The organism is Saccharibacillus sp. O23, from assembly GCF_002205895.1.
Classification (GTDB): Bacteria; Bacillota; Bacilli; order Paenibacillales; family Paenibacillaceae; genus Saccharibacillus.
This window is the reverse complement of the sequence record NZ_NJDE01000018.1, coordinates 144,743-162,780: the sequence shown is the minus strand read 5'-3', so window position 1 is coordinate 162,780 and position 18,038 is coordinate 144,743. Positions and strand designations below refer to the sequence as shown.

Here is an 18,038-nt window from a genome sequence, read left to right as displayed (position 1 = left end):
GGTGGTGGGAGGGCGGGGCGGCTCCGGGGAAAAGTTCGTTAGCGTATGCTTCCGATGTAACTTTCTTCGAAAGTTTTTAGATCGCGTGTTGTAATTGAGAAATCGGATTATATTTTTATAAGGTGATTTCTCAATGACAAAGGCGAACACTGGCTTATGCTTCCGAAGTGACTTTCTCCGAAAGTCTTTAGCTCCTCCACTGAAACTCCCCCTGCGCCGCAGGTCATCCGTGCGGGGAGTTTTCTCAACAAAAGCGCGTCCCGAAAAAAGGGGACGCTTTGGGGGAAGAGGGGAGAAAATCAAAAGCGAAATCGAAAAGCGAAGTAATCGATCAGAATGATAAAGTATATCAAAAAACGGCCGAGGACCTGATAGGTCCCGGCCGTTTTTTATTAGCTTCGAAAGGGTTAAGCTTCCGAAAGCGTAAGTTCGAAGTCGTTTATCGCTAATAAATGAAAGGTTAAAAGGCTTCGGCGATAAACGGGTCAGATAATCCGTCTGCGGAGCCAGCCGGAGATCAGGTCGATGATCGTGACCAAGATCACGACGCCGAGCAGGATAATGCCGACGCGGCTCCAGTTGCGGCTGCTCAGGGCGAAGAGCAGCGGGACGCCGATGCCGCCTGCGCCGACCAAGCCCAATACGGTGGCGGAGCGGATATTGATCTCGAAGCGGTAGAGCGCATACGAGATAAATTGCGGGATGACCTGCGGCAGAACCGCGAAACGCAGCACTTGAAGTTTGCTTGCGCCGCTGGAGATCAAGGCTTCGCGAGGGCCGTTATCGACGGCTTCGATCGTTTCGGAATAGAGCTTGGCGAGCATGCCGATCGAATGGACGCCGAGCGCGAGCACGCCGGCGAACGCGCCGGGACCCACGGCGACGATGAACAAGATCGCCATGATGATCTCCGGGAAGACCCGGATAACGGTCAGCACGAATTTGCCGCTGCCCGAGACCGCTTGAAAGCGGCTCATATTGGACGAAGCCCAGAACGCGAACGGTATGCACAAGAACGCCGAGATGAACGTGCCCAGAATCGAGATGATCAGCGTCTCGAGCAGTCCGCGCAGCAGATCTTCGCCTTCCGGCAGATAGACGTAATCCCAGTCGGGGTGGGTGAAGCCTTCCCAGATCGAAGCCATGACTTGCGCGCCGTATTCTTGAATCCCTTCGAATTTCATCGCGGACAGCGACCAGCCGAAGAGCACGATCAGCAGAATGCCGACGATCCAGTTGCGGATCAGCGGCAGACGGGAGCTGGAAGGAACGGATTGATTCATAGCAATTTCCTCCGTAAGTAAGTGCTGGCGTAATCGATGACCAAGACGATCACGAGCGTCAGCAGAATGATGGTCGAAGCCCGGTCGTAACGCAGGGAATTAAGCTGCTGATCCAGATGCAGGCCGATGCCGCCCGCGCCGACGAAGCCGAGTACCGCCGCTGCGCGCACGTTGACTTCGAAGGTGTACAGCACGTACGAGAAGAAATAAGGCAGCGCCTGCGGAATGACGCCGAACACGATCAATTGGATCTTGTTCGCGCCCGAAGCGGTCATCGCTTCGAGCGGACCCGGATCGATCGCTTCGATCGCTTCGTACGTCAGCTTGGCGACCAGACCGAACGAGAAGAACACGAGCGCCAGCATGCCGGCGAACGCGCCGATGCCGAATACGGCCACGAACACGGCGGCGAACAACAGGTCCGGAATCGTACGAACCAAGTTCAATACGATCCGTGCCGGGATCGTGACGATCTTCTTCGGCATGACGTTGACTGCGCACAGCAGCGCCACCGGTACGGCAAGCACCGAGCCGATGACCGTGCCGGCGATCGCGATCTGCACGGTCTCGATCATGGCCGGCAAGATCCGGCCTGTGTAACTCCAATCCGGACGGATCAGATCGTTCATGATCCGTCCGACATTATCCATCGAGTTTTTGCTGAACAATTGTACGAAGTCGGCGTCTACGCGGATGCCGCAGACCACGATGACTACGATGAAGGCCAACCACGTGAACAACGCTTTGAAACGCTGCGGGCCTTTCGAGTCTATCGTCGGAGCCGGTTTCTTGGACGGCGGAGGAGGCGGCGCTCCCACTTCCGCCGTTTCCGGCGTAGGAGCAGGCGTCATACCGTCACGCCTCCTTTCGCGGCCTCGGCCGCCAGCAGCTCGTCTTCGTTGATCGGACGGCCGTAGATCTCGGCGAACTTGGCGTCGGTCGCTTCGGAGACCGGACCGTCGAATACGACTTCGCCTGCGCGAAGGCCGATGATGCGCGTCGCGTATTCGCGGGCCAGATCGATAAAGTGCAGGTTGACGATCGTCGTGATCTTCAATTCGCGGTTAATGCGCTGAAGATCGTCCATGACCTGACGCGTCGTCAGCGGGTCGAGCGAAGCGACCGGTTCGTCGGCCAGAATGACCTTGGGTTTCTGCGCCAGCGCGCGGGCGATCGAGACGCGCTGCTGCTGGCCGCCGGACAATTGATCGGCGCGGCTGTAAGCTTTCTCGCGGATATTGACGCGGCTCAGCGCATCCAGCGCGATATCATGGTCTTCTTTCGGGAAATAGCCGAACATGGTGCTGAACGTGGAATGGTAGCCGACTCGGCCGGACAGCACGTTGCGCAGCACGGTAGCCCGTTTGACAAGGTTGAAGCTCTGAAAGATCATGCCGATATCGCGGCGGATGCGCCGAAGCTGCTTGCCGCTCGCTTTGGTGATGGATTTGCCGTCCACGACGATCTCGCCCGAGCTGATGTCGTGCAGCCGATTGACGGAACGGAGAAGCGTCGATTTGCCTGCGCCCGACAGTCCGACGATCACGACGAATTCGCCTTCGCCGATCGTCAGATTGATATTGTTCAGGCCGATCGTGCCGTTCGGATATTGTTTCACTACATTTTTGAATTCGATCATCGCTGCCTGCTTTCTCCGGCAAGGCTGCCTTGAAGGCAGGGCCGGTTAGGTTGGATAGAGAGTCCCGCTCGAAACGCCGCACAGCGCCGCTTGGCGGCTGTTGAAGACCGCAAGCGGCGCTGCAAGGAATCATCGGGTTTCGCGAAAAGAATGAAATGAAGCGGATTATTGGATCTTTTGACCGACCGCTTCGGCCGATTCGCGAACGATTTGGAAGTTCGCGTCGTCGCCTTTGGCGTAACCGACATGCGTGTACACGTCGTTGATGACTTTTTGGCCTTCCGGATCGTTACCCAGCGCGATGAACGCGTCGGCGATCTTGTCTTTCCATTCCTGCGTCATGTCGCTGCGCACGCTGACCGTGTCGTTCGGGATTTTGTCTGTCGCGAAAAGGATTTCCGTTTTGTCGAAGACGTCCGGAATATCTTTTTTGACCGTGTTGCGGGCGTCTTGGAACACCGCGACCGCGTCGACTTGTCCGTTCAGCAGAGCCAATACCGCTTGGTCGTGGCCTTTGAGCGTAATGCCTTCGACGTCCGTATCCGGCTTCATGCCGGCTTTGATCATGGCAGCGGCCGGGAATACGTAACCCGCGGACGACGTTACGTCCTGCCAGCCCATTTTTTTGCCTTTGAGGTCTTCGAGCTTTTTGATGCCGGAATCTTTTTTCACGAGAATCAACGAGCGGTAGAAGTCGACTTTCTCTTCGGTCGGTTGACCGGTCGCTTCGTCGACGCCGTAACGCTGCGCTTGCAGCAGCAGGTCGGCCGATTTTCTGACGTCGTGCGCCAATACGTATGCGTTCGGAGGCAGGAAGCCGACGTCGACTTGCTTCGCCGTCATCGCTTCGATGATGGTGTTATAGTTAGGAGATACGCTGACATGTACCGGAATGCCCAGTTTGTCGCCGAGAAGCTTTTCGAGCGGCTTCGCTTTGGCTTCGAGCGTGTCTGCGTTCTGCGAAGGAACGAATTGCACGTTCAGTTCTTTAGGCGCGTAACCCGCCGCCGCCGTTTCGCCTTCCGTCGAACCGGACGCGTTGCCGGATGCGTTGTTGGAGCTGCTGCCGCAAGCTGCCAGGCCCGCCGTAAGAGCCAGAGACATGCAGACCGTAAGTACTTTCTTGAACAAAATCTTTTCCCCCTCAGGTTTGGTTGTTATGTGCGTGAACTTCGTTTTCGAAGCCGACAACCAGAAGTGTACCAGCATTTTCCTGAGCCTGAGTAAAGTCAAGACACGAGTTTTGTTAAAAAAATGTAAAAAACTGACGCGTCTCTTGCGCAAAATACTCGGCGGTGTCATTCTAATCAAGCCGGGAAAATGGGAAAACTTCAAGCAGCAGCATTCTGAAAACCGAACATTAACACCTAACATGTTAGGTAATGTACCTAATTCATCATTACCTACCATTGGTGAATTCCGTTGCACAACAGATAATACCACAAAAAACGAAAATTGCACGATTTTTATCTGAAAAAGTTAACAAAAATTATTTTAAAAAATGTATAGTTGAAAAAAGGTACCATCCAACTCACATGACGGAGGAGAGTAAACTGAGGATTAAAGCGAATGTACGCGTGTTGGAGACAACCGATCTGCATATGCATATGACAAGTTATGATTATTACGGCGACCGGGCGACGGAAGCTTACGGGTTCGTCCGTACGGCCGCGTTAATTCGGCAGGCCAGAGCGGAGAGCCGAAACGTGCTGCTCTTCGACAACGGCGATCTGCTGCAGGGCAATCCGATGGGCGATTACGCGGCCGGTCAAGCCGTCGGCGAAGGCGAGCGGATTCATCCGGCTTACGAAGCGATGAACTTGCTCGGTTACGATGCGGCTACGCTGGGCAACCACGAATTCAATTACGGATTGGAATATCTGGATCGCGCGTTGGCCGGAGCGGCGTTCCCTTATACCAACGCCAATCTGTACCGCATCGGGCAGGACGGCACGGGTCGAGCGTCTTATCTGCCGCCGTACTTGCTGTTGGAACGGGAGATCGAAGACGAAGAGGGCGGGATTCATCCGTTCAAGATCGGCGTGCTCGGCGTCGTGACGCCGCAGATCATGAGTTGGGACAAAGCCAATCTGGAAGGCAAACTGATTGCGGAAGATATGGCCGAATCCGTCCGAACGTTCGTGCCGAAACTGAAAGAAGCCGGCGCCGATCTGGTGATCCTGCTGGCGCATTGCGGTTACGAAGATCTGCCGGAAGCGCCGATGACGGAAAACGCGGTGCTGCATCTCAGCCGGATTCCGGGCATCGACGCGATCTTGTTCGGTCATGCGCATAAGGTGTTTCCGAGCGCGGCTTTCGAAGGAAAAACGGGCGTCGATCTCGGAAACGGAACGATCAACGGGATTCCGGCCGTCGAAGCGGGTTATGCGGGCGATCATCTGGGAGTCATCGATCTGGAGCTGGAGTTGACGGAAGCGGGATGGAGCGTGACGGACAGCCGCTGCGAAGCGCGTCCCGTGTACGATTCGGCCAAAGGAATGCCGCTCGCGAGAAGCGACGAAGCCGCCGAACGCGTATTGCGCGAAGCCCATGAAGGCACGTTGGCCTATATCCGCACGCCGGTCGGAGAAACGACCGAACCGCTCGACAGTTTCTTCGCGCTGGCTCTGGACAGCGCTTCGGTACAGATCGTCAACGACGCGCAGCGGCGGTACGTGCGCCGGGAACTTGCGGACACGCCGTATGCCGAGCTGCCCGTATTGGCCGCCGGAGCGCCGTTCAAGACGGGAGGACGATACGGCCCTTCGTATTACACGAATATTCCGGCAGGGCCGCTGGCCGTCAAACATATCGCCGATCTGTACAATTATCCGAACACGTTATGCGCGCTGCTGCTGAGCGGAGCGGAATTGAAAGAGTGGCTGGAATGGTCGGCCGGATTGTTCCGGACGATCGATCCGGCGGGAGGGGACGGCCAGCGCTTGATCGACCCGGACTTCCCGTCGTTCAACTTCGATATTATCGACGGCGTGACTTATACGATCGATATCGGCAGACCTGCCCGATATTCGGCTTCGTGCGAACTGCTTCGGCCGGACAGCGAACGGATCGGCGATCTTCGATATGAAGGTCGTCCGGTGCAGGCGGACGAGAAGTTCGTGGTCGCCACCAATAATTATCGGGCGTTCTCCACGCCGGTCGCCAATCCCGACGGGCGGCGCGTCGTGCTCGATTCCCCGGACGAGAATCGGCAGATTCTGACCGATTATATCCGCGAATCCGGCGTTTTGTCGCCGAAAGCCGATAAAAATTGGACGATTGTCGGCATACCCGCCGGGCTTAAAATCGAGCTGCTTTCTTCGCCGGAAGCACGCGCGAGCGAAGGGCCCGAAGGCTTGTCGTTCGTCGGCATGACCGATGACGGGTTCGCTCGTTTCGAATGGGACATGTCCGTTCAGGAAAGACTTTAGAAAGTCGGTAAAGTAAGTTTTGCATCAAAAAAAGACCTCGTTTTTCGCTTCGGAGCGAAGAATGAGGTCTTTTTGACGAGCATTTCGGCGTATTCGATCGAGAGAGGCTTGGCAGCAGGGATCGGATGCGTCTAACGCCGACTTACTGCTGACCGTCGGCCATGCTGTAGACGTCGGACGTCAAGTTGATCCGGTCTTTCAGTCCGCTGGTCGCATAAATCTTGTTGTCGTCCATGACGAAGAAGGCTTCGACGCCTTTCTGCTTCTCGATATACGCCATGCCGTCTTTCAAGCCCATGACGAAAGCGGCGGTGGAGAGCGCGTCGGCGTCGGTGGCGTTGTCGCTCACGATCGTGATGCTCATTAGGCCGTTCTGCGTCGGATAACCGGTGCGCGGATCGAGAATATGGTGGTAGCGGACGCCGCCCTGCATGAAGTAACGTTCGTATACGCCCGAAGAATCGATCGTTTCGTTATTGATCTTGAGCGTGCCGAGCTGGCTGCCGCGGTTCTTGTCCGGGTCCTGCAGCCCTACGTTCCAGTCCGCGCCGCCCGGCTTGCCGCCGACGGCGATGATGCTGCTGCCGCCGAGATTGATCAGCGCGCTGGTCAAGTCGTGTTTTTGCAGATACAGAGACACTTGGTCGGCGGCGTAACCTTTACCGATCGAACCCAGATCGAGTACCATGCCGGGTTCTTCGAGTTTGATCGTCATTGCGCTTTCGTCCATCTCGACTTTGCGATAATCGGTCAGTTTACGCGCTTTTTCAAGCTCGTCTTTGTTCGGGACTTTCGCGTCTTCGTGACCGATGTCCCACAGATTGATCAGCGGGCCGATCGTCGGATCGAGCAGGCCGTTCGTGGCCTCGGAATACTCCAACGCTTTTTTGACGACGTCGAACGTGCCTTGCGAGACTTTGACCGCTTCCCGGCCGGAAGCCGCATTAACTTTGTACAGGTCGCTGTCCGGATTCGTGCGGCTCAATTCCAGATCGATTTTGCCGAGCAGGTCGCGAATCTCGTCGATATTTTGTTCGGTCGCTTTTTCGTCGTAAATCTTGATGGTCGCGACCGTATCGTAGACATAAAAAGTTGCCGACACCGGATCGGCCTTCTGCGTCTGAGCCGTCGCTTGATTGTCGCCGTCGGTCTTTCCGCAGCCGCTCAGCACGCCCGCGATCAATACGGCAGCGGCTGCCGCCTTTATCGCTTTGCTTGCATAATTTTGCATCATTCCATTCACCGTCCCGTTAGAGTGGAGCGTTCGACGTTTGTTTTTCGAAAAAAGTACGTGAAACTCCTCACAACCATCATAACTCACCGGGCGGCGAACAAACGCGAAAAATTAGTCAAATTTTTGATTATTTTTGTTGCGGATATTTTCGGTCCGCCGGATAGACGAGGCCGAACTGCCGCCGGGCTTCTTCCATGATCTCGGCCGCGGTCAGCGAACAAGCTTTGGAATTGACGGAAGATTCTTTGGCGCCCGAAGCGATCACGTCCACGAACTCCTGCAGCTCGTAGCTCATGACGGGCTTGCCGGCCGGTTCGCTCAGATCTTCGATGCTGCCGTCGCGATAACGGATCTGTACGCTGCGCGGTTCGCTGATCTTGTCGATCAAGATGCTTCCCAGCTCGCCTTGAATCTCGGACGGCACATAGGAATCGGTAATTTTCGAAAAACTGGCAACCGCTTCCATGTCCGGATAGCGGGCAATCACCGTGCCTTCGCCGTCCACGCCGGATTCCAGCATGAAGGCCGAAGCTTTGATCTCTTCCGGCTTGCCGAAAAGAAGCGCCATCGGATAGATGCAGTACAAACCCAGATCCATGAGCGCTCCGTTCGAGAATTCCGGTCGGAACGCGTTCAGCACCATGCCTTCTTTGTAAGCGTCGTAACGCGAAGAATATTGGCCGTAATTGGCGAAATAACGCCGGATCGGTCCGATCTTGTGCAGGTTTTCGCGCATCAGCAGAAAAGCCGGCAGCAAAGTCGTTTTGACCGCTTCCATCAATACGGCGCCGCTTTCCTCGGCCGCAGCGAACATCTCGCGGACTTCGCTCGCGTTGGAAGCCATCGGTTTTTCGCACAGGACGTGTTTGCCGCTGCGCAGGAACAGCACGGCTTGCTCCGCATGCAGCGAATTGGGGCTGGCGATGTACACGGCGTCGATCCGGTCCGAAGCGGCCATTTCATCGAGGTCCGTGAATGTAAGCCCGATCCCGTAACGGTCGGCGAATGCCTCCGCGCGTTCTTGCGTGCGCGAATAGACGGCCGCCAGTTCCAGCCCGTCCGTTTGCCGCGCCGCGTCGATAAAACGTTCCGTAATAAAATTCGTGCCGATCATGCCGAATCGAATCATGAATAAATCCACTCCCGGTTCATTTGATTGAAGAAAGCGATAACGTTCCCGTTCATCATAACACGAGTCGTCAACTTAGGATTCGGAATTTTTGGCGCGATACGAACGGATTAAGGCTTGCCGATTCGAAACGGCCGGGTTCCGCGCGCTTCGTCTTCAAGGCGTCGATCTGCCGCGTCCGATCCCGTTAAAATGCCTGCGAAGTCCTTCGCCCAACAAGCTGAACGCCAGCACGGCGTAGACGATCGCGAAAACGGGGATCAGGATCGAACCGAAATGCCCGGTGTTCATGTCGGGAATATGATCGGAGATCATGGAGCCCCAATCGTTAGCCGTATTGACGAATTCGAAATCGTTGTTCATGCCCGCTTCCGCCGAGCCCGGATTCAGATAGACGGTCAATACGCCGAGCTGCCCGATCAGAATCAGGACTTTGCCGAGATCCAAGCAGAAGTTGACGATCATCTCCGGCAGAAGCGCCGGTATGTAATACGCTTTCCACAAGCGGAGAGGCCGAAGTCCGAGAGCTTGTCCCGCTTCCATGTAGGATTCCCGCGAGATCGACGAAGATTGCTGCTGCACGATATAGCCGACTCGTCCGACTTCGACCAGCGCCATGATCGCGATCATCCAATACAAGCGTCCGGAAGAGAAAAGGAAAAAAGGAACGGCCGCCAGCAGCACGGTCATGAGCAGCGTCGGAACGGAAGAGAACACCCCGTTCAACCAGCCGAGCAAGGCATAAGCGAAACCTTTGCCGCGCCGGGCCAGCAGGCCGAGCGGAATGCCGACCGCATAACGAAGCAGCGATACGGCCGCCACGATCAGCAGCGTAGCCCGGACTCCGACGACGATCCGGCTGAGGTTATCGACGCCGAATTTGCTGGAGCCCAGCGGATTTTTCCAAGAGAAATCGTAAGGCGCGCGGATCAGATGCCCGTTCTCCATCCGAAAACGTTCCGCTGTGAGCTGGCGATCGATAAAAGGCAAATAAGGGCCGAATACGGCGATCGCAAGCAGAAGAACGAGCATGCAGCCGCCGATTCCGAGCATGACGTTTTTTTTCATAAGAGGCGTTTCCTTTCCGGTCTATTTGGCGATCAGGCGTCGGCGCGCCCAGTATCCGATCCCATGGAAAATCTGGGCCAGCAGCATGAAGCAAAGCGCGGTGCCGATGATGACGCCGGGTTCCACGTTGCCGGTCGAAGCCGTCACCTTATCGTAGTCGATCGCCTGAAACATGCGGTACGCGGCACCCGGCGTATTGCGAAGCGCTTCGATTAGCAGCAGGCTCGACAAGATGTAGACGCCGATCGGCATGAAATGGGCCAATATGCGTCCCCAGGCGTTGGCCATGACATGGCGCATGAACACGAGACGTTCGGGCAGGCCTTTGGCGCGCGCCGTCTGCACGTAAGCTTTGCCTTCTTCGGAAGCGATGGCGGCGGAAGTGATCCGCGCGATATAGAACACGGGATAGATCGCCGCGATCGCGGTCGGAATGACGAACGCTTCCCAGCCTTCGCTAGCGAAAAATCGAATGTCCCAATGAGGATGATGGATGATCGTTCGGCGAATGATCAACAGAACGAAAAAGTCGGGCAGCGCTTGAACCAGCCACGTGATGCCGCTGCCGAGCGCGGCGAGACGCGTCCGGGATAGTGCGTAATCCAGCATGCCTTTGGGAATGCCCAGCAGGAAACCGGCAAACAGCGCGCCGAATACGACGGGCAGGCTCAGCAGCAGCGCTTTCCAGACGACGGGAGCGACAGGTTCTCCGTATCGGGTAGCGCCGAGCGAACCGCGAAGCAAGTCGGACGCGAAACCCCGGATATTTTCGCCGTAAGCTTGCCAATCCAGACTTCCCTTGGGAATCGTCCAATACGTTTCGGTCGTCGTCGCGTCGAAGCTGCGAGGGATCAGAGCGATCAGCGAAACGATCGTCAGAGCGGACAAAGCGACAAACAGAGAGCGCAGCAGCGTCTTGAGCAGAGAAAAGCCCCCTTTGCAATAATCAGATTATGGAAAAATTGAACAGCGGATTATTCGCTAGTGTAGACGAAGCGAAGACGGTTTACAAGACAAAAAAATCCATCGCGTAAGTAAAGGTGACATTTAAAACTTTATCGCGTCGCCGCGCGTCTTTATAAGTTTGAGGGTAATGAAAAAGGCGGACGCTTAAGCGTTTTTAGGCAGAAAAAGGAGGAGAACGACCATGAATATACAGACGCCTTGGGATTCCACCATTCGCGAGTTCGTCGAGAAGGCGGGCAGCGTCAAAGCGACGCCTGGAGGAGGCAGCACGTCGGCGCTCGCCGCCGCGCTAGGCTCGGCGATGACTTCGATGGCCGCAAGCTTGTCGCATCGCGAACGGACGCCCGATCAACGCGAGCGCATCGACGCCGCCGAGAAAGAGATGGCGCAGATCGCCGAGCGGTGCGAACGTCTCATGTCGGAAGACATGCGCGGATTCGCCGATTATCTGGCGGCCAGCGAAGCGGCCGATTCGCCGGACGACGAGCGGCTGGCCGAAGCGGTGCGCAGGACGCTCGAAGTTCCGCTCGCGCTGATGGAGGTCTGCGTGCGCGGTCTTCGCGGCGCGCAAGGCATCGCCGAAGCGACAAGGGAACATGTCTTGTCGGATCTGGGCATCGGAATCGTCATGTTCGAAGCGGCGGCCCGTTCCGCTTATCTGACGGTGCGCATCAATCTGCCGGCCTGTCTCGACAGCCGGGAACGCGAGATGTTCGGCGATCGTGCCGACAGACTACTGCTTCAGGCGGAGCAGTTGAAGAATCGGACCTTGAACGAAGTGGCGCAGGCGATCGAACGCGCCGCGGAAACGCGGGCGTGACGTTCGAAGATCGAAGCGAAGAGGCGAACGACGGTTCATCCGCACGCGGCATCGGCGGAGCTCCGATACGGACGATTTCGACTTCTGCGGATCGGCTTCCGCCGGGATGGTACGCCGAAGCGCGAATTATGTCATAATGGATAAGAAACCGTACACGGTCTAAAGACCGCGGCGGCGAATTGCCGAAAATGGGAGATGGGCGCGTTGGACAGCGATCGGATCGAAGAAGTAGTGCTGAGCGGGCAGGATCGTCCGCTGTGGATCAAACGGCGGGAAGAATTGGCCGCATGGGCGGAGCGCGACAAAACGGCCCGCTCGCCTAAACGCACGCTTGCGTACGAAGGCGAAGAAGTGGATGCCGAACTGTACGCTTGCCTTCGCGTTCTGAACGGGATCGGCGTGCGTACGGAATTTTCCTGCGCGGGCGTCAGCGTGCTGGACGAACCGGAAGACCATTCGTTGTACGCGTACGTCACTTTGCATGAAGGACCGAGAACGCGTCCGTTCGTGGATTACGCGCTCGGCCGAATGGGACGCCGGTTATTGGCCGTATGGGAACCGCAGCGGGAACGCTACGACCTGTCGTCTTTTTATATCGGGCATAATCGTTCGTTCTGCTTGCTGCTGGAAGACTGCGCGCGGAAGTTCGCGGCCGGGCTGACCGGAGCGAAGCGATAGACATAGAAGCATAGAAAGAGGCATAGAAGCCGCGCGCATCCGAACGGAACGGGCGGCCGAGAAAGGATGAACGTATTCATGTTGACTGTCGAGAAAAGAAGCCGCCAAGTGGTCGGCAAGGTGGCCGCGCAGGCGGCCGCGCGCGAATTGCTGCCCAGCGGACTCTGGTTCCACGACGATATTCGGAACAATTTCTATTACGCGTCGTATCTGCATGCGGCGGCGTCGGACCCGGAGATCAAGGTCCGGTTCGACCGCGAGCAGGCCAAGCGCACGGCGGAAGCCGTATTCGGCCGCGTGCTGGAACTTCAGGACCGCCGCGAAGGCAGCGGGACTTACGGCCATTGGCCGCTGAATCTGGGCGACGACCCGAGCGCGGCGGAGCCGCATCCGCTGCCGGTCGAATTGATGGGCAGCCTGATGCTGTATTTCTTCGAGCGCTGCGGCGGCTCGCTGCCGCAGGAACTGCGCGCCGGATTCGAGACGGCGCTGCAAGCGGTCTACGACGGTCGGTTCTACGACCGGCCGCTGCGGGAATACGGGCATCACGAGGCCAAGTATACCGCGGCCAAGCTGCTGTTCGGGTCGTTCTACGGCGACGACGAGCTGTTGGAAGACGGGCGGCGCTCGCTGAAGGCGCTGCTGGAACGCGTCCGATCCCGAGGGATGCACGAATACGGCTCGCAGCCGTGGTTCTGGCATTGGGTTCAGGCGTTCGCCTGCGCCCGGCTGCTGCTGGACGACGAAGACATTACGGCGGACCTGAACGCCATGCTGGATTTCCTCTGGACCGAACGTTCTCTGCACCATATCGGCGGAGCGTGGGCCGGACCGCATGCGCGCGGACTTGCCGCGGACGCGCCCAAAGACGGCAACGTGGCGTTCGATTATTTGCAGTACGGCGATTTCAAGCTGCCGCCGCAGCTCGTTCGCGCCGAATATGCGGGATTCTTGTATTATGAAGCGCCCGAGCATGCCCGCCGAGCGGCCATGGATCGTCTGGTGCCCGTCGAGGTCAAAAAGAAGATCCTCAAGCCGCGGGAAGACGGCTCGGACCGCGAACTGCACAGCTATACGTATCTGACCGACGCTTACGCGGCGGGCGGCATGTGGGAACGTTCGGAAGAGTTCGATAACGAGCAGCATCGTTGGGACATCACGCTGCCGCTGTCGTACGAACTGGGCGGCAGCGTCAATCAAGCGTATTTTATCCATCCGGGACAAGGATACGGCGAAGGCGATCTGCGCCACGAGAGTCCGTACGCGAAGATTCTGCCGGACCGAAGCGCGGTGCTGGCTCTGTATCCGGTGCCCGAAGGCGAAGATCCGACGATCGTAGGCGTGCTGCCGAAAGGCGAATGGATCAAAGAAGAGCGGGCGCTGTTCGGCCGAGCGGCAGGCGTGTATCTGGCCGTGTATCTGCGCGGCGATTACGAAGCGGAGGAAGCGGACGATCGGGTCAACGTGCGCGGCACGGGCGCTGCCAACGCCGTCGTGATCGAAGCGGCGAGCGAGGAAGAAGCGGAGAGTCTGGACGTCGAAGACCTGGAAGGATTCGCCGAGCTGATGCAGGGCCGCGCTCCGGTCTTTGCGCCGGACGGGCGCGGCGTCAGCTATCGCAGCCTGCACAGCCGCCGTCTGGAGCTGTCGTCGGACGAAAACGGCGAAACGTCGGCGAAGATCGACGGGCGGGAAGCGGAGTTCGGGGATTACGCCAAATAAAGCAAGAATAACGACAAAAAGTCACGCCCCTTTTTGCAAAGGGCGTGACTTTTCGGCGTGCGATCGTTCGATCCGGCGAAAAAGTACATCCGGTGAACGGGACTTCGCGGGTTAGGCTTGTTCGCGTTCTTGGAACGGAGCAAGGAAGACTTTCGGCGCGTCCGTTTCGAACTTCATCGTCTGACCGCTTGTCGGGTGGACGAAACTCAGCTCGTGCACATGCAGGCCGAGACGGCCCAAGCTGCGCAGCGTCGAACCGTACTTTTTGTCGCCGACGACCGGATGTCCGATATCTTCGAACTGCGCGCGGATCTGATTCTTGCGGTTGGTTTCCAGCGTCACCCGAAGCAGCGACATCTGGCTGTTCGCTTGCAGCAGCTCGTAATGCAGCACCGCGTTCAGTCCGTCGCCCGGCTTGCGGCTGGCGTACATCTTGAGCGTCTTGGTCTCGCGCAGCCAAGACGTGATCGTATCCGATTCTTTGCGAATCTTGCCTTCGACCAGCACGGTATACGCCTGCTTGGCGGTTCCGTCGTTCCACTGTTCGTGCAGCGCGTCTTTGGCGGCTTCATTGCGGGCGAGCAGCATCACGCCGGAAGCGTCTTTCTCCAGCAATTGCAGCGCGAACAGACGGCCGTGTTGGTCGGTCTGACGGATATGGCCCATCAACTGGCGATAGACCGTATTCTCTTCTTCGCGCGAAGAAGACATGGACAGCAGTCCGGCTTCTTTGCGCACGACGATGACGTCGGCGTCTTCGTGCAGGATATGCAGGCCTCTCAAGTTCACTTTCGGTTTGGCGCGCTCTTTGCCGACGACGACGGTCTGGCCCGGCTTCAGCTCGTGGTTGTGACGCGTGACCGGAACGCCGTCGACGCGAACCTGACCGTGCGAGAGGATCGATTTGACCGAGTTGCGGCCCGTGCCGCTCAGCGCGTTCAGCAGGAAAGCCAGCAGTTCCGCGTCTTCTTTAACGGTAAAGCTGCGCTCCTGCGCTTCGGCTTTGGCGCGGCGCGCTTCTTCGCGGGCCGCATACGAATTGTCTTTTTGAGAGTCGGGACGACGCTTTTTGCCGCCCGGACGTTTATTGGTATAAGCCATGATCGGATAAGCTCCATTCTGGGAAAAATCTTCGGCGAACGCGGCTTGATAAAGGCAGAACAGACCTGTTCCGAAGCCGATTGCGCCGTGTCCACTATACCAGAGCCGCCGTCAAAACGCTAGGGCTTAAGCGAACGTCCGGGTCTATGGCGCGGCCGTCAGACCGGCATGAGGCGCGTCGAGATCGCGATGCGGTTCCAACCGTTGATCGCGACCAGCGCCATGATCAGCGCGGCCGTTCCTTCGCGGCCGAAGCGGCGGATCGCTTCGTCGTAGACGCCGTCCGGCACGCCGTGGCCGTCCAGACGGGTTACGGCTTCGGTCAGCGCCAACGCGGCGCGTTCTTCGTCGCTGTAGAACGGCGCTTCCCGCCAAGCGGGCAGCACGTGGATCCGCGCTTCGGTCTCGCCGAGCTTGCGCGCGTCCCGCGTATGCATATTGAGGCAGAACGCGCAGCCGTTGAGCTGCGAAGCGCGGATCTTGACCAGTTCCAGAATCGTCTGGTCGAGGCCCGCTTTGGCGATCGCCGATTCGAGTTCCAGCATTTTGCCGTAGATGTCGGGTAAGACCTGCTGCATGTTCATACGTTGTTCCATAAAAGCGATTTCTCCTTTGCAAAGCAGAATGGCGGAGGAAGGAGGCGGGATTCCGCAGCTTCTTCCTTTCCTAACCAGAAGACCGAACGGCCGCGAAGAATGTGACAGATGCCGGAAAAAGAATGTTTGTTCGCATTCGCTTGTTGCCCGATTCGCCGATGGTCGTTAAAATGGAAAGAGAATGCGTCTCAGCCGAAGATTTCCGCAAGGTGAAAGACGGAGGAACTTCCTGCCGGACGCCCAGAACGACACGCCAATAGACGGGGATGCCGAGGTAGGCATGCCCTTTAAGGAGTTTTGCATAATGGAAACCACAACGATGCTGATGGAGCAAGCCGGCGAGCTGCTTCAGAAGTATTACGGCTATCCCGATTTTCGGGAGGGTCAGAAAAAGATCGTCGAAAGCCTGCTGACGCGCAGCGATACGCTGGGCATCCTGCCGACGGGCGGCGGCAAATCGATCTGTTATCAGATCCCCGCGCTGATGATGGACGGGCTGACGCTGGTCGTCTCGCCGCTGATCTCGCTGATGAAAGACCAAGTGGACGCGTTGGTAACGAACGGGATCGCGGCGGCCTACATCAACAGCACGCTCAGCGGCCGCGAAGTCAACGAACGCATACGCGCGGCGCAGCGCGGCGAATTGAAGCTGCTGTACGTCGCGCCGGAACGCCTCGAACTGGATTGGTTCCGGGACGAGATGGCGAATCTGCGGATCGACTGCGTAGCGGTCGACGAAGCGCACTGCGTATCCCAATGGGGACACGATTTCCGAACGAGTTATCTCGCCGTCGCGCCGTTCGTCCATTCGCTTCCGCAGCGTCCGACCGTGGCCGCTTTTACCGCGACGGCGACGCCGCAGGTCATGGACGATATCGTGCGCCTGTTGGAACTGGAAGAAGCCAACACGTTCGTGACGGGACTGGGACGGCCCAATCTGGCTTTCTCCGTGCTGCGCGGCGAGAACAAGAAAGAATACATTTTCGATTACGCCAAATCCCATGCGAGCGAATGCGGAATCGTCTACGCCGCCACGCGCAAAGAAGTCGACGATCTGTATTCCCGTTTGTCGATGCAAGGTCTGGCGGCCGGCCGCTACCATGCGGGGATGAGCGACGAAGAACGCGAAAGCGCGCAGGAAGCGTTTCTATACGACGACGTGCGCGTGATGGTCGCGACCAACGCGTTCGGCATGGGGATCGACAAATCTAACGTCCGTTACGTCATCCACTACAATATGCCGAAAAATATGGAAGCGTACGTGCAGGAAGCGGGCCGCGCGGGCCGGGACGGCGAGCCGAGCGAATGCATCCTGCTGTACAGCGCGCAGGACATCGTGGTGCAGAAATTCCTGATCGAGCAGAACGGGCAGGAAGAAGACCGCCGCCATAACGAATACCGCAAACTTCAGCAGATGGTCGATTACTGCTACACCACCCGCTGCCTGCGCAGCGCCCAACTCGACTATTTCGGCGAAGAGCATAGCGACGAGCCGTGCGGGAATTGCAGTTCCTGCCGCGACGATCGCGAGATTATCGATATCACGGTGGACGCGCAGAAGATTTTCTCCTGCATCTACCGGATGAGAGAACGCTTCGGCGCTTCGATGGTGGCCGGCGTCTTGAAAGGATCGCGGAACAAGAAAGTGCTGCAGTACAAGTTCGATCAGCTGTCGACGTACGGCATGCTGAACGGCAAAACGGAAAAAGAGATCGTCGAGATGATCAACGTGCTCGCTTCGGAAGGGTATCTGGAGCTGACCGAAGGGCAGTATCCGGTCGTGAAACTGCGTCCGCTCGCTACCGAAGTGCTTAAAGGCGGACGCCAGGTATTCCAGCGCGCGGCGCGCAAAGCGTCGTTCGCGGCGTCTACCGGTTCCCGCAGCAGCCGCCCGCGCGCGGACGAGAAGCTGTCGGCGGTCGAAGTGACCATCTTCGAGCAGCTCCGGCTGATCCGGCGCGAGCTGGCGGAAAAAGAACATGTGCCGTCGTATATCATCTTCAACGACGCCACGCTGAGCGAGATGAGCATCCACAAACCGAGAACCGAATTCGAAATGCTGCGGATCAAAGGCGTGGGCGAAGTCAAATACCGCAAATACGGACGTCCGTTCTTGGAGTTCTTCCAAAATCGCGAAAGCGACGCCGGAGGCGGCGGAGCGGAGCCGGACGAAGGATTCTACGGCATGGAGGCGCCGCCGGAAGAAGATTCGAATCTGTTCGCGTATTACGAGGATTACGATCAGTAAATCCGGCGGCATATCCGAGCCGACAGATTCGACCGGCCGCGGACCGTGTGCTTTTACGCGGCCGAGCCATCGAGCCGTCGCGTCGAAACATAGAGAAGGCCGACTTCCTCGCAGAGGGAAGTC

General features: G+C 57.7%; 15 protein-coding genes. 5 read left to right on the top strand and 10 right to left on the bottom strand.

What is annotated here, in order from left to right; genetic code table 11:
• Positions 1–485 precede the first annotated feature (485 nt).
• The 4 genes from phnE (CDO73_RS19965) to CDO73_RS19950 form a co-directional block, all read right to left on the bottom strand.
• Positions 486–1,283 (bottom strand): phosphonate ABC transporter, permease protein PhnE, encoded by a 798-nt coding sequence (phnE, locus tag CDO73_RS19965; protein ID WP_088490284.1) that lies wholly within the window; start codon positions 1,281–1,283, stop codon positions 486–488.
• On the bottom strand, positions 1,280–2,134 hold the full coding sequence (gene phnE / locus CDO73_RS19960; protein WP_088490283.1) for a phosphonate ABC transporter, permease protein PhnE: 855 nt from the start codon (positions 2,132–2,134) through the stop codon (positions 1,280–1,282). Before phnE (CDO73_RS19960) ends, phnE (CDO73_RS19965) begins: the two co-directional genes overlap by 4 nt.
• Positions 2,131–2,922: a phosphonate ABC transporter ATP-binding protein gene (phnC, locus tag CDO73_RS19955; RefSeq protein WP_088490282.1), complete on the bottom strand. Its 792-nt coding sequence runs from the start codon at positions 2,920–2,922 to the stop codon at positions 2,131–2,133. Before phnC ends, phnE (CDO73_RS19960) begins: the two co-directional genes overlap by 4 nt.
• Before the next feature lie 165 nt (positions 2,923–3,087).
• On the bottom strand, positions 3,088–4,053 hold the full coding sequence (locus CDO73_RS19950; RefSeq protein WP_088490281.1) for a phosphate/phosphite/phosphonate ABC transporter substrate-binding protein: 966 nt from the start codon (positions 4,051–4,053) through the stop codon (positions 3,088–3,090).
• A gap of 404 nt (positions 4,054–4,457) precedes the next feature.
• Between CDO73_RS19950 and CDO73_RS19945 the strand changes: the two genes are divergently transcribed.
• The gene (locus tag CDO73_RS19945) at positions 4,458–6,353 is read left to right on the top strand and encodes a bifunctional 2',3'-cyclic-nucleotide 2'-phosphodiesterase/3'-nucleotidase (RefSeq protein ID WP_088490280.1); all 1,896 of its coding nucleotides are present in this window, start codon (positions 4,458–4,460) and stop codon (positions 6,351–6,353) included.
• Positions 6,354–6,495: 142 nt separating this feature from the next.
• Here CDO73_RS19945 and CDO73_RS19940 read toward each other — a convergent pair whose 3' ends face one another.
• From CDO73_RS19940 to CDO73_RS19925, 4 genes are all read right to left on the bottom strand, one after another.
• Positions 6,496–7,587 (bottom strand): FAD:protein FMN transferase, encoded by a 1,092-nt coding sequence (locus CDO73_RS19940; RefSeq protein WP_088490279.1) that lies wholly within the window; start codon positions 7,585–7,587, stop codon positions 6,496–6,498.
• A 127-nt stretch (positions 7,588–7,714) separates the two neighbouring features.
• Positions 7,715–8,716: a Gfo/Idh/MocA family protein gene (locus CDO73_RS19935; RefSeq protein ID WP_088490278.1), complete on the bottom strand. Its 1,002-nt coding sequence runs from the start codon at positions 8,714–8,716 to the stop codon at positions 7,715–7,717.
• A 156-nt stretch (positions 8,717–8,872) separates the two neighbouring features.
• Entirely contained in the window at positions 8,873–9,784 is a 912-nt protein-coding gene (locus CDO73_RS19930; protein ID WP_088490277.1) for an ABC transporter permease, read from the bottom strand.
• A 21-nt stretch (positions 9,785–9,805) separates the two neighbouring features.
• Positions 9,806–10,672, bottom strand: coding sequence for an ABC transporter permease subunit (locus CDO73_RS19925; protein WP_088490276.1), 867 nt, complete (start codon positions 10,670–10,672; stop codon positions 9,806–9,808).
• A gap of 259 nt (positions 10,673–10,931) precedes the next feature.
• Between CDO73_RS19925 and CDO73_RS19920 the strand changes: the two genes are divergently transcribed.
• The 3 genes from CDO73_RS19920 (at position 10,932) to CDO73_RS19910 (ending at position 13,970) form a co-directional block, all read left to right on the top strand.
• Positions 10,932–11,570, top strand: a complete 639-nt coding sequence (locus CDO73_RS19920) for a cyclodeaminase/cyclohydrolase family protein (RefSeq protein ID WP_088490275.1) — start codon at positions 10,932–10,934, stop codon at positions 11,568–11,570.
• Positions 11,571–11,774: 204 nt separating this feature from the next.
• On the top strand, positions 11,775–12,248 hold the full coding sequence (locus CDO73_RS19915; RefSeq protein ID WP_256972780.1) for a hypothetical protein: 474 nt from the start codon (positions 11,775–11,777) through the stop codon (positions 12,246–12,248).
• A gap of 78 nt (positions 12,249–12,326) precedes the next feature.
• Positions 12,327–13,970, top strand: a complete 1,644-nt coding sequence (locus CDO73_RS19910) for a hypothetical protein (RefSeq protein ID WP_088490273.1) — start codon at positions 12,327–12,329, stop codon at positions 13,968–13,970.
• Positions 13,971–14,081: 111 nt separating this feature from the next.
• Here the strand turns inward: CDO73_RS19910 and CDO73_RS19905 are convergent, their stop codons facing one another.
• Together CDO73_RS19905 and CDO73_RS19900 are read right to left on the bottom strand one after the other, a co-directional pair.
• Positions 14,082–15,071: an RluA family pseudouridine synthase gene (locus tag CDO73_RS19905; RefSeq protein ID WP_088490272.1), complete on the bottom strand. Its 990-nt coding sequence runs from the start codon at positions 15,069–15,071 to the stop codon at positions 14,082–14,084.
• Between the two features lie 158 nt (positions 15,072–15,229).
• Entirely contained in the window at positions 15,230–15,667 is a 438-nt protein-coding gene (locus CDO73_RS19900) for a carboxymuconolactone decarboxylase family protein (RefSeq protein WP_088490271.1), read from the bottom strand.
• A 304-nt stretch (positions 15,668–15,971) separates the two neighbouring features.
• Between CDO73_RS19900 and recQ the strand changes: the two genes are divergently transcribed.
• On the top strand, positions 15,972–17,915 hold the full coding sequence (recQ, locus tag CDO73_RS19895; protein WP_088490270.1) for a DNA helicase RecQ: 1,944 nt from the start codon (positions 15,972–15,974) through the stop codon (positions 17,913–17,915).
• Positions 17,916–18,038: the final 123 nt, after the last annotated feature.